Genomic DNA, 11,563 nt, shown 5'->3' with positions numbered 1-11,563 from the left:
CAGATGACCACCCACCTCGCAACGGAGCGGAGCGGCCGCCGCGGCGGCCGCTCGGCCCGCAACCCGGTCGGACGCGCCGGTTACGTCTTTGTCTCCGGCTATGTCCTCCTCCTGTTCGCCTTCGGCGTCCTGCCCACCTGTTATGCGGTGTGGCTGGCGCTGTCCAACTCCCGCAACCAGCTCGTCGGGATCGGCAACTTCACCCGGACATTCACCGACTACCGCTTCGGTCCGGCCTTCCTCCACATCGGCCTCTACCTGGTGGTGTGGCTGGCCAGCCTGATGATCCTGGTGGTGCTGCTCTCCCTGATGCTGCACGGCCGCATGCGCAGGGCCTCCACCAGCCTGCGGTTCCTGTTCTACCTGCCGGGTGCCCTCGCCGGGGTGGCGAGCGTACTGCTCTTCCTGATCCTCCTCGACCCGGCGGCCAGCCCCGTCGGCTGGCTGCTGAAGGGCTTCGGCTGGAACACCCTCGCCGAGGTCAACGCCCCCGGTCACCTGCCGGTGCTCTTCACCGTCATCGCCTTCTGGACCGGGGCCGGCGGCTGGATCGTGGTCATGTACGGCGCGCTCAACAGCATCCCCGACGAAATCCTGGAGGCCGCTCGCATCGACGGCGCCAGCACGCTCCAGATGGCCCTGCGCATCCAGATCCCGATGATCACCAAATGGATCGCGTACATGCTGATCCTGGCCTTCGCCGCCGGCACCCAGCTCTTCGTCGAACCGCAACTGGTCTCCCTCGCCAGCTGGGGCATGATCCCCGACAGCTGGTCACCGAACCAGCTCTCCTACCAGTACGCCTTCCAGGCAGGCGACTTCAACGGCGCGGCGGCGCTCTCTGTCGACCTCCTCATCCTGGGCCTCGCCTGCGCGGCGCTCGTCGTCTTCCGCACCGGCCTGTTCGACAGGGACGAAGGATGACCACGGCTCCCACGACGACAGCCCGCCGAACCCCGCCGCCCCGTACCGCCGGCGCCCGCACCAGCCCGAGGAAGCCCATGCGCCACAAGCGCCGCCCGAGGTCACTGGCCGCCCGGCTGGCCTGGCTCATCGTCATGGGTGTGGCCACGCTGTTCTTCTGCGTGCCGGTGGTGTGGCTCCTGCTGGCCCCGACCAAGACCGACGGACAGATCGTGCGGGACAACCCGTTCTCCTTCGGCTCTCTCGGCGCGGTCGCCGACACCTGGCAGCACCTCTACGCGTTCCAGGACGGCGCCATCCTCACCTGGCTGCTGAACTCGGCGCTCTACGCGTTCGGCGCGCTGGCCGTGACCCTGGTGACGGCGATCCCCGCGGGGTACGCGCTGGCTCTCACCCAGTTCATCGGGCGACGGATGCTGCTGACCATGACCATGCTCGTGATGCTCATGCCGACGGCCGCGATGGTGCTGCCGCTGTACCTGGGGATGAACGCCGTGCACCTGGACGGCACGATCTGGTCGGTCATCCTGCCCTTCTCCTTCTTCCCCTTCGGGGTCTACCTCACCTACATCTACTTCTCCTCCAACGTCCCCTCCGACCTGCTCGCCGCGGCGCGCATCGACGGCTGCTCGGAGTGGCAGGTCTTCCGTCTCATCGCCATGCCGCTGGCCAAGCCGGTGATCGCCCTGGTCGGCTTCTTCAACTTCGTCGGCAACTGGAACAACTACTTCCTGCCCTTCGTGATGCTGCCCGACAGCTCCCAATATCCGGCCCAGGTGGGGCTGAACAACCTGCTTGCCGCCTCGCCGTTGTTCAACACCTCCAGCGGCGCGGGAAACCAGATCATGCGGCCGGAACTGGCCCTGGCCACCTTGGTGACCGTCGTCCCTGTTCTGATCGTGTTCCTCTTCTCCCAGCGCGCTCTCGTGTCCGGCATGCTCGCCGGCGCGACAAAGGAGTGAGGGCGGCAGTGGCACCCTTGGCGCCGCCGCCGTATTCAACCGGCGTTCCCCTGCGTCGGCGTCGTGCCAAGCCCCGCCGTGCGGACGGCCACGCCAGCGTCACCAGGCAGGCCTGTGGCGGGCCGTCCGGCAACGCCGCCCACGCTCACACACCCTCACCGGAAGGAGCCCGATGAAACGGGTTGCCCAGACGATCCGCCTGCGGCCCGAGCACCGTGAGCTGTATCTGCGCTTGCACTCCGCGGTCCGGCCGGACGTCGAGGACGCGCTACGGGCCGCGAACATCCGCAACTACAGCATCTTTCTGCGCGAGGACACGCTGTTCGGCTACTTCGAGTACCACGGCGACGATTTCGAGGCCGACATGGCCGCGATCGGCGCCGACGCGGCCACCCAGGCCTGGTGGAAGCTCACCGACCCCTGCCAGGATCCCTGGGCCGATACCGGCACCGGGGGCAGCTGGTCGGACCTGACCGAGATCTGGCATCTGAGCGATCCCGGCACCCCGTGACGGTCGTCGGCGTCGCCCTCGCCCGTGCCGGTGATCGACCGGCTCGACGTGCGGTGACGGCTGCAGGCCGCGCGTCTCTCCCTCGGCGACAGACACCTGACAACCACTCATGGCAAGGAGACGCACAGTGAGACTCCTACGAGTGGGCCCGCCCGGCGAGGAGCGGCCCGCCGTCCGCACCGAGGATGGCCGACTGCTGGATCTGTCCTCCGTGACCTCCGACATCGACGGCGCCTTCCTCGCCTCGGACGGTGTCGCCCGGGCCTGGGTGGCGGTCGCGGCGGGCGCACTGCCCGAACTGGACGCTGACGGTGTACGGATCGGAGCACCCGTAGGCCGCCCCGGCGACACCGTCGAGCCCTCCGTCGTCGGCCTCGGTGGCCAGCGCCAGACCTTCGGCCAAGCGTGAAAGGCATCTCTTTGAGCAGCACGAGCGGCCTGTCAGGGCTCAAGGCCGTCGTCACCGGCGGCGCGTCCGGTATCGGGCTGGCCACGTCCCGGATGCTGGCCGAGCACGGCGCCACAGTGGCCGTCCTCGACCTCGACCCCTCCGGCGCCCCCGAACCGCTGATCGCCATCACGGCCGACCTCGGCGACGACGCCTCGGTACGCGTCGCCGTGGAGACCGCCGCCGGGCAGCTCGGTGGCCTGGACATCCTGGTCAACAACGCGGGCATCGCCGCCGTCGGCACCGTCGAGGACAACCCGGACGAGGAGTGGCACCGCGTCCTCGATGTCAACGTCCTGGGTACGGTGCGCACCACCCGGGCAGCCCTGCCGTATCTGCGGCGCTCCTCGCATGCGGCGGTCGTCAACACGTGCTCCATCGCGGCCACAGCGGGCCTTCCCCAGCGCGCCCTGTACTCCGCGAGCAAGGGTGCGGTGCTGTCGCTGACCCTGGCGATGGCCGCGGACCATGTCCGTGAGGGCATCCGCGTCAACTGCGTCAACCCGGGCACCGCCGACACACCCTGGGTGACCCGGCTCCTGGACGCCGCAGACGACCCGGAGGCGGAACGCGCCGCCCTCGACGCACGCCAGCCCCTGGGCCGCCTGGTCACCGCGGACGAGGTGGCGGCGGCCGTGGTCTACCTGGCGAGCCCCACCGCGGCCTCCGTCACCGGCATCGCCCTCGCCGTCGACGGTGGCATGCAGGGGCTCCGGCTGCGCCCGGCGGCCGGCTCATGAGAACGACCACGCTGGGCACCACCGGCGTCAGGGCTACCGAGCTGTCGTTCGGGGCCGCCGGCATCGGCAACCTCTTCCGCCCGGTCACCGACGAGGCCGCGTTCGCCGCGGTGGAGGCGGCCTGGGACGCGGGCGTACGTACCTTCGACACCGCCCCGCACTACGGACTCGGGCTGTCCGAGCGACGCCTGGGTGCCGCGCTGCGCGACCGCGACCGCGACACGTTCACCGTCTCCACCAAGGTCGGGCGGTTGCTCGAACCCAACCCGGAGGGTGGCCGCGGCGACGACCTCGCCCAGGGCTTCGCCGTGCCCGACACCTACCGGCGAGTCTGGGACTTCAGCTGCGACGGAGTCCTGCGCTCCCTGGAAGCGAGCCTGGACCGCCTCGGCCTGGACCGTGTGGACATCGCCTTGCTGCATGACCCGGACCACCACGCCGAGCAGGCCCTCGCCGAGGCGTATCCGGCGCTGGAACGGCTGCGCGGTGAAGGCGTCGTCAAGGCGATCGGTATCGGAGTGAACCAGTGCGCGCTCCCCGCCCGCTTCCTGCGAGAGACCGACATCGACGTGGTGCTGCTCGCCGGCCGCTACACCCTGCTGGAACAGGAGGGGCTCGCTGAAGTACTGCGGGAGGCCGCCGCCCGCGGCAGGAGTGTCATCGTGGGCGGGGTGTTCAACTCGGGTCTGCTCACCGACCCGAAGCTCGGGGCCATGTACGACTATGCGGCTGCCCCAGTAGAGGTGCTGGACCGGGCGCTGCGCATGAAGGCGGTCACCGAACGCCACGGCGTACCGCTGCGCGCAGCCGCTCTGCGCTTCCCGTTCGGCCATCCCGCGGTCGCGAGTGTACTGTCCGGCGCGCGTTCCGCCGAGGAGGTTCGCGACACAGCGGACCAGCTACGGCGAACGATGCCGGCCGCGGTCTGGGACGGACTGCGTACCGAGGGGCTGCTGCCCCCGCACGTCCCCGTCCCTGCCGCCGCACCCCTCGACGAAGCCGATCGGCCGAAGGAGGAGTTGTGGAGGTGACCGCCATGGACATGCAGGCGAACACTGAGGGCGTCATCGACGCACACCACCACGTGTGGGACCTCTCCCTCCGTGATCAGGACTGGATCACCGGACGGGAACTCGCCCCGCTGCGCCGCGACTTCCCGCTCGCCGACCTGGAGCCGGAGGCCCGGGCAGCCGGCGTCACCGCGACGGTCCTGGTCCAGACGATCGGTGTACCGGAGGAAACGCCCGAGTTCCTGGCCCTGGCCCGGGACAGCGAACTGGTGGCCGGCGTCGTGGGCTGGACCGACCTGACCTCCCCGGATGTCGCCCGCGCGCTCGCGGCGCTGCGGGAAGGGCCGGGTGGCGAGCACCTGGTGGGCATCCGCCACCAGGTGCAGGGCGAATCCGACCCTCGCTGGCTGGTGCGGCCGGACGTGCTGCGTGGGCTCGCCGCGGTGGCCGAGGCAGGGCTCGTGTACGACCTGGTTGTCAGACCCCACCAGCTTGCGGCCGCCCATGAAACGGCCCGACTGCTTCCCGGCCTCACCTTCGTACTCGATCATGCGGGCAAGCCCCCCATCGCCTTGGGCGAGCTGCGGCCGTGGGCGGACGCGGTGCGCCTGCTGGCCTCGCTGCCCAACACGGTCTGCAAACTCTCCGGCATGGTGACCGAGGCCGACTGGGGCCAGTGGAGCGTCGAGGACCTCCGGCCGTACGCGGACACAGTGCTGGATGCCTTCGGACCACGCCGGCTGATGTTCGGCTCCGACTGGCCCGTCTGCCGGCTGGCCGCCACCTACGCCGAAGTCGTCTCCGTCGCGCAGGAGTTGACGGCAGCAATCCATCCTGCCGAACGCCGAGAGGTCTTCACCAGAACCGCCCTGCGGACCTACGGCCTGACCGTCACCGGCTCCCCGGCTGCTCAGGAAACACCCTGCGCATAGCTCTCGCATCACCTGATTCAACGACATGATGTTTCCCCCGCACCGGCGGGGAGGGGTTGTCCTCCACAACCAGGTGATGTCGCCCTCTCTTGACCGTCGCGCACCCGGGACCTGTGCACGGACGCACATCGTCAGGTGAGGTGCTTGCCGAGGTAGCGGCCGGTGACGCTGTGCGGGTGCTGTGTGATGTCGTCGGGGGTCCCGGTGGCGACGACGGTGCCCCCGGCGGCACCGCCTCCGGGGCCCATGTCGATGACATGGTCGGCGTTGGTGATCATGTCGAGGTCGTGCTCGATGACGATGACGGTGGCGCCGTTGTCGACCAGACGCTGGAGGAGGTCCAGGAGGGTGCGGATGTCGAGGGGGTGGAGTCCGACGCTGGGTTCGTCGAGGACGAAGAGGGCGTCGGACTGGTTGCGGGTGAGTTCGGTGGCGAGCTTCAGCCGCTGGGCCTCTCCGCCGGACAGGGCAGGGGTGTCCTCGCCGAGGGTGAGGTAGCCGAGGCCGAGGTCGATGAGGGCCTGGAGCCGGGTACGCACCCGCCGGATGTCTCCGACCTGCTCGATGGCCTGCCGCACGGTCAGAGCGAGCAGGTCGGGCAGGCTGATCCCGCCGTCAGGGTCGCTGGGGGTCGGACGGAGGATGTCGGCGGCTTCGGGAGCGTAGCGGGCGCCGTCGCACGCCGGGCAGGCGATATCGACGTCGGGGAGGAACTGCACGTCCAGGGAGATCTGGCCGGTGCCTTCGCAGCGGGGACAGCGCAGGGAGCCGGTGTTGTACGAGAAGTCCGCTGCGGTCAGGCCGTGTTGTCCGGCTGAGCCGGTGGCGGCGTAGGCACGACGCAGGTCGTCCAGGACGCCGCTGTAGGTTGCGACGGTGGAGCGGACGTTGACGCCGACGGGGGTGGCGTCGACCACGTTCACCCGGGTGATCCCCTGCGCGTCCACCTGTGAGACATGGCCGGGCAGCGGGCGGCCGGCGGCTTGCGCCCGGAGGGCGGGGACGAGGCTGTCGAGGATCAACGTGGTCTTGCCCGATCCGGACAGGCCGGTCACGGCGGTCAGACGCCCTTGGGGGACGTCGACGTTCAGGGCGTGCACGGTGTGCAAGGGGCGGGTGTCCAGGTGGATGCGGCCCTGGTCGAACATCGCATCGCGGTCGGCTCGGTCGCGCACGAGGGCGGGTTCGCGGCCGACGAGGAATCCGCCGATCAGGGAGCCGGGGTCGTTGCCGAGGGCGCTGACGTCGCCGACGGCCAGGACGGTGCCGCCTTCGGTGCCTGAGCCGGGGCCGATTTCGATGAGCCAGTCGGCTTCACGCAGGACCTGGACGTCGTGGTCGACGAGCACGACGGAGTTGCCGTCGCGCAGAAGATCGCGCATCACGCCGAGCAGGCCGTCCACGTTCGAGGGATGCAGGCCGATGGAGGGCTCGTCCAGGACGTAGAGCACTCCAGTGGTCTGGTTGCGCACCGCGCGGGCCAGCTGGACACGCTGCCGTTCACCGGTCGACAGGGTTGAGCCGGCCCTGTCCAAGGTGAGGTAGCCCAGGCCGAGTTCGACCAGGCGGCGGGCGGCCTCCAGCAGAGTGGCGACGATGTTTTGGGCCATCGGTCGCATCTCCGGTGGCAGGGTGTCAGCGAGCACACGGGCCCACACGAGGAGGTCGTCAAGGGTCTTCGCGGCGGCCTCGGCAAGATTGATGCCGTCGACAAGGGTGGCGCGGGCCTGCTCGCTGAGCCGAGTGCCACCGCAGTCAGGGCAGGTCTGGGCGCTGATGAACTTGTTCACCCGGTTCAGGCCGCGCTCGGTCGTGGCGTTGTTCAAGGCCTCCTCGACCGCCCGGCGGGCGTTGCGATAAGTGAAGTCCAGCTCGAAGAGCTTGCCGTTCTTGGACCGCACGCTGATGTGCCGCTTCTCGGCGGGGCCGTGCATGACGATATCCCGCTCGCGGGCCGTCAGCTCCGTGTACGGCACATCGGAGCGCACTCCGAACTCCGCAACAACCTGCGGCATCACCGAAAGCCCGAACATCGACCACGGCGCCACCGCCCCCTCCGCGATCGTGCGCTGCGGGTCGGGGACGAGGGCCGCTTCGTCGACCTCGCGCACCATGCCGGTACCGCTGCACCGAGGGCACGCGCCGTCCGAGTTGAAGGCCAGCGACTCCGCGCCTGGCGGGTAGAACGTCACCTCGCACCTGGCGCAGGTCAGGGTGAGCCCTGCGGCGACGTCGATGGTCGGGTCCTGCCGGTGGCCGTTGGGGCACAGGTGTGCTCCCAGGCGGGAGAACAACAGGCGCAGGACGTTCAGTAGCTCGGTCGACGTACCGAAGGTGCTGCGCACCCCGGGGACACCGGGCCGCTGCCGCAGCGCGAGCGCCGCGGGCACATGCTCGACACCGTCCACCGCCGCGCGCGGTGCCTGCGCCATGCGCCGGCGGGTGTACGTGGAGAGCGCCTCCAGATACCGGCGTGACCCCTCTGCGTACAGGACCCCCATTGCCAGCGAGGACTTGCCGGAGCCGGACACGCCTGCCACCGCGACGAGTCGGCGCAGTGGCACCGTCACGTCGATGTCCCTGAGGTTGTGGACGTTTGCCCCGCGCACCTGGATCGCCAGGGGAGAGTCCCCCGTGCCCGCGTCCTCGGCCTCGGTCGGCCCGGCTACTGCATCGCCCGCGCTGCTGTGCGTCATCGGTTTCTCGCTCCAATGGCATCTGCGGGCTCGCCAGCGACCCGGCACCCATAGAATCAATCCTCAGAAGTTGCTTCCAAGTAATGTATATGATTCTTTTGGTGTGCCACAAGGAATGGATTGTCCAGGTTTCCCGGGCGCCCGGCGGCGACCCGGACCAGCACGTCGACCGTGCCCTTCGATCGCTCGCGGCAGGCCGGGCCCAGAGTGACGGCTCCAGGCCCGTCCCGAGGGAGTTGCCCCATCCCGGGGCAATGACCGGCAGGCGGCGACGACGGGCTCTCCGTACACCCACCAGCGCGATCGCGCACACCGCAGCACTGATCACCAAGGCGCCTCGCCTCCACGCCGAGGCCGCCGGCGCACCGAGCCCCGCCATGGTCGGCGCCCGCGGCATCGCCGATCAGTGTCACCGCGACCGCACCACCCAGGAGACCACCCCATGGATGATCACCGCGTGGAAGAAGCGGCACCGCTCGGTCAGCGGCCACCAGGGTGCTTCGAGATGCGGCCGGTCACGTCTGGGAAGCCCTCGGCCAAGAAACGTCCTTCAACCGCTGACAGCGGCTTGGCTGCGGGTTTCGTAGTCCATTTGACGGGCTGTTCAGCCGCAGGCGACCCTCGCCTCTCCTCCTCGACAGCAGGTCGTAGAGGAGGAGAGAGACGGAGGGCAGGGCAGGGCAGGGCAGGTCAGGACGGGATGATCTGCCATTGCTGCCGCGTCTGTGACGCGTACGGCTGCTGCTCGATATTGGCCCCGTCGCTGGTGCTGCCCTCGTCGACGCCGAGGGAAAGCCCGCTGTAGCGGTTGATGAGGAAGTAGTTTCCGTCACCGGTGGGCGTGACGGCCCAGTGCTGCTGGGGGGCACTGGCGTCTCCCCAGATGCCGACGTTGCCGCCGTCCGCGCGAGAGAGACCCGCGACCTCCAGAAGCTTGCCGCTGCCCACACCCTTGATCTTGTAGTAGCCGTCGCCGGTGCTCGTGAAGGTCCACTTCTGGTTCGCCTGGTTGAGCCATGGCCACTGGTCGACGTTGGTGCCGTTGGCGGTGCGCGCGCCCTCCACGTCGGCGACCTTGCCGCTGTGCCTGGCGACCAGCCGGTAGACGGTGCCGTCACCGGGGAGTGTGGTGGATACCAGCGCCGGTTTGACCGAGCGGCCTCCGATCCTGACGCCGCCGATGTTGGCGTAACCGCCGGTGGCCGCATTGACCTGGATCCGTACGAAGCCCACGTTCCGGTTGGGCCACTCGACCACCTTGTACTTGCCGTTGCCGGCCCACGTGCCGGTGGCGACCTGGGTGAAGGTGACGCCATCGGTGCTGGTGTGGATGGTGTACGAGGTGATGTCGCCGTCGGTGGAGTTGCTGCGGTTCCACTGCTTGGGCAGGTACTCCAGGGTGGAGACGTTGCTCCACACCCCGCCGAGGTCGATGGTGATCGACTGTGGCAGCGGCAGGCTCCAGGTCGACCAACAGGTTTCGTAGCGGACGTCGCTGAGTCCGTCGATGGCGTTGAGCGGTCCCTCGCCGGTGCGGAAGGCGGTCGCGTACGCGTTGACCGGTGTGACCGGGTACTCGGCGCGCAGTGGCTGAGTGGGCAGCGGTGGCCGGGAGGTGTTCGGGCTCCAGGCAGCACCCACTTCGGCGAGCCGGTTGACGACGTTGGTGTCCAGCAGGCCGTTGCGGTTGGGCGGGCAATTGAGGATGAACGAGGTGTACTTCGGTTCCAGGTCGGTCAGGTGCGACAGGATCGCGGCCTTGCTCATGAGGCCCTCGGTCGGGGTGGAGGGGTGCCAGAACCAGCCGTTGCTGATGGTCTGCCCCTGCATACCGGCGTAGGTGTTGCCCGCCGGCGCCGTGATGCCCAGCGGCTCCTCGAAGAAGATCGCGTCGCTGAGGAAGGGCTCGGTCACTCCGCCGATGTCGATCATGACGCAGTCCGGCTGCAGTTGCTTCACCAGCGAACGGATTTTCTGGTAGGAGACGGCCTGCTGCCCCATCTGCCATGCGTAACCGTCGGTCATGAACATGTCGATGGTGCCGTAGTTGGTGAGCAACTCGGTGATCTGACCGAGCATGAAGGTCATGTCGCCGGGCTGGATGGCATCGGTGATTTCGAGCCCGGTGACCTTGTGCCGGCTCTCCCATGCCTCGACGCCGAAGGTGCGGTCCCAGATCGAGTAGTAGAAGCCGACCTTCAGCCCCTTTGCCCGGAAGGCGTCGCAGTACGCCTGGACGACATCGTGCTTGTAGGAGCTGTTCGCGACGTTCTGGGTGCCATAGGCGCTCGGCCACAGGGCGAAGCCGTCGTGGTGCTTGGTGGTCAGGATGCCGTAACTCATCTTCGCGGCGACCGCCGCGTCGGCCCACTGTGCGCAGTTGACGCTCGGGGGAGCGAAGATGGTGGGGCTCTGGTTGGGTTCGGCCCACTCCTGGTTCGTGAACGTGCCCAGGCTGAAGTGGTTGAACATGCCGAACCGCATGTCGACCATCTTGCTCAGGTTGGTCTGTGTGTCCGCGGCGGCCGCCTGCGACAGAAGGCCGGAGAAGCCGGGGACGATCGGCAGGGCGGTCGCGGCGGTCGCCGCACCCGCGGCGCCGAGAAACGTACGGCGCTTCATTCCTGATGAGGACATGGCACACTCCTGTGGATCGATGGCATTGATTGCGGTGACGACATCCCAGGTGGCAGTCGACGTCGGCCTGGGTGCCGGGGCATGCAGGGATTGTCGAAGTGGCTGTGAAATGGTGCTCCGCTGGAACCAGCCGGCTGAGCGGGTATCAAGTGGGCGGTGACCGCCCAAGTTGGCGACCGGGCTGTTGTGGGAGGCGTAATCGCCTCGGCGTTGAGCGGTAAAGGTGCAGGTCAGAGCTGCCAGCTGCCAGGTGCCCCTGGCCGGTTCGCGCCGACGTCGCCTCGAAAAGGGGCGCGTCGCGGGACGTCGTACCGCTTGAGGGCAGGCGCCGGAAGCTGCATGGCAGGTGTGGTCGGCGGTGTCGGTGAAACCGGGATGCGTGGGTCACGTAACGGAGCGGCCTGGGCGCGCAATTTGGTGATGAGCAGTGGGAACACACTCAGGAAGGCGGCCGGCACAAGCACTACGGCGCGTCGGGCATCAGGAGCTCCTGCACGGAGAGGGCACGGACGGAGGACGAAGTCCGCCCTCGGCGGACCGCCATGCCGGCGAGCGCTTCTTCGACGGTTGACGGGCTCTGACAACGTGCCTTCCTAACTCTTCACCGGACAACGCAGGGTGCTGCGGCGCAACAACCGGGCTGAACGGAGGGACTGGTCACCCTCAGGCGGCGAGCAGAAGAGAGCCCAGCCACACGCCGTGT

At 68.8% G+C, this 11,563-nt stretch carries 8 protein-coding genes and 1 pseudogene; 7 read left to right on the top strand and 2 right to left on the bottom strand.

What is annotated here, in order from left to right:
• The first annotated feature begins 3 nt into the window (after positions 1-3).
• The 7 genes and pseudogenes from P1P75_RS10145 (at position 4) to P1P75_RS10115 (ending at position 5,527) form a co-directional block, all read left to right on the top strand.
• Positions 4-924, top strand: a complete 921-nt coding sequence (locus tag P1P75_RS10145) for a sugar ABC transporter permease (protein ID WP_319253735.1) — start codon at positions 4-6, stop codon at positions 922-924.
• Between the two features lie 134 nt (positions 925-1,058).
• Positions 1,059-1,886 (top strand): carbohydrate ABC transporter permease, encoded by an 828-nt coding sequence (locus tag P1P75_RS10140; RefSeq protein ID WP_319253766.1) that lies wholly within the window; start codon positions 1,059-1,061, stop codon positions 1,884-1,886.
• A gap of 172 nt (positions 1,887-2,058) precedes the next feature.
• Positions 2,059-2,397 carry an L-rhamnose mutarotase gene (locus P1P75_RS10135; RefSeq protein WP_319253733.1) on the top strand — a complete coding sequence of 113 codons (339 nt, stop codon included), beginning with the start codon at positions 2,059-2,061 and terminating at the stop codon, positions 2,395-2,397.
• Positions 2,398-2,524: 127 nt separating this feature from the next.
• Positions 2,525-2,743, top strand: a pseudogene (locus P1P75_RS10130) (2-hydroxyhepta-2,4-diene-1,7-dioate isomerase); the annotation flags it as partial.
• 74 nt (positions 2,744-2,817) lie between these two features.
• Complete coding sequence (locus P1P75_RS10125; protein ID WP_319253731.1) at positions 2,818-3,585, top strand: SDR family oxidoreductase; 768 nt, start codon at positions 2,818-2,820, stop codon at positions 3,583-3,585.
• The gene (locus tag P1P75_RS10120) at positions 3,582-4,616 is read left to right on the top strand and encodes an aldo/keto reductase (protein WP_319253729.1); all 1,035 of its coding nucleotides are present in this window, start codon (positions 3,582-3,584) and stop codon (positions 4,614-4,616) included. Before P1P75_RS10125 ends, P1P75_RS10120 begins: the two co-directional genes overlap by 4 nt.
• 5 nt (positions 4,617-4,621) lie before the next feature.
• Positions 4,622-5,527, top strand: coding sequence for an amidohydrolase family protein (locus P1P75_RS10115; RefSeq protein ID WP_319253763.1), 906 nt, complete (start codon positions 4,622-4,624; stop codon positions 5,525-5,527).
• A gap of 131 nt (positions 5,528-5,658) precedes the next feature.
• On the opposite strand, the gene P1P75_RS10110 is transcribed toward P1P75_RS10115, so the two are convergent.
• Together P1P75_RS10110 and P1P75_RS10105 are read right to left on the bottom strand one after the other, a co-directional pair.
• Positions 5,659-8,223, bottom strand: a complete 2,565-nt coding sequence (locus P1P75_RS10110) for an excinuclease ABC subunit UvrA (protein ID WP_319253727.1) — start codon at positions 8,221-8,223, stop codon at positions 5,659-5,661.
• Positions 8,224-8,913: 690 nt separating this feature from the next.
• Positions 8,914-10,860, bottom strand: a complete 1,947-nt coding sequence (locus P1P75_RS10105) for an alpha-L-fucosidase (protein ID WP_319253725.1) — start codon at positions 10,858-10,860, stop codon at positions 8,914-8,916.
• Positions 10,861-11,563 lie beyond the last annotated feature (703 nt).

Origin of the sequence: Streptomyces sp. ID05-39B, from assembly GCF_033794725.1 — a bacterium.
GTDB classification, from domain to species: domain Bacteria; phylum Actinomycetota; class Actinomycetes; order Streptomycetales; family Streptomycetaceae; genus Streptomyces; species Streptomyces bobili.
This window is presented reverse-complemented; position numbering and strand designations above follow the sequence as displayed.

What these genes read in the sequence shown, in the direction of transcription:
- P1P75_RS10145 (WP_319253735.1), top strand. Translation starts at nt 4, where the DNA reads ATGACCACCCACCTCGCAACGGAGCGGAGCGGCCGCCGCGGCGGCCGC.
- P1P75_RS10140 (WP_319253766.1), top strand. Translation starts at nt 1,059, where the DNA reads ATGGGTGTGGCCACGCTGTTCTTCTGCGTGCCGGTGGTGTGGCTCCTG.
- P1P75_RS10135 (WP_319253733.1), top strand. Translation starts at nt 2,059, where the DNA reads ATGAAACGGGTTGCCCAGACGATCCGCCTGCGGCCCGAGCACCGTGAG.
- P1P75_RS10120 (WP_319253729.1), top strand. Translation starts at nt 3,582, where the DNA reads ATGAGAACGACCACGCTGGGCACCACCGGCGTCAGGGCTACCGAGCTG.
- P1P75_RS10115 (WP_319253763.1), top strand. Translation starts at nt 4,622, where the DNA reads ATGGACATGCAGGCGAACACTGAGGGCGTCATCGACGCACACCACCAC.
- P1P75_RS10110 (WP_319253727.1), bottom strand. Translation starts at nt 8,223, where the DNA reads ATGACGCACAGCAGCGCGGGCGATGCAGTAGCCGGGCCGACCGAGGCC.
- P1P75_RS10105 (WP_319253725.1), bottom strand. Translation starts at nt 10,860, where the DNA reads ATGTCCTCATCAGGAATGAAGCGCCGTACGTTTCTCGGCGCCGCGGGT.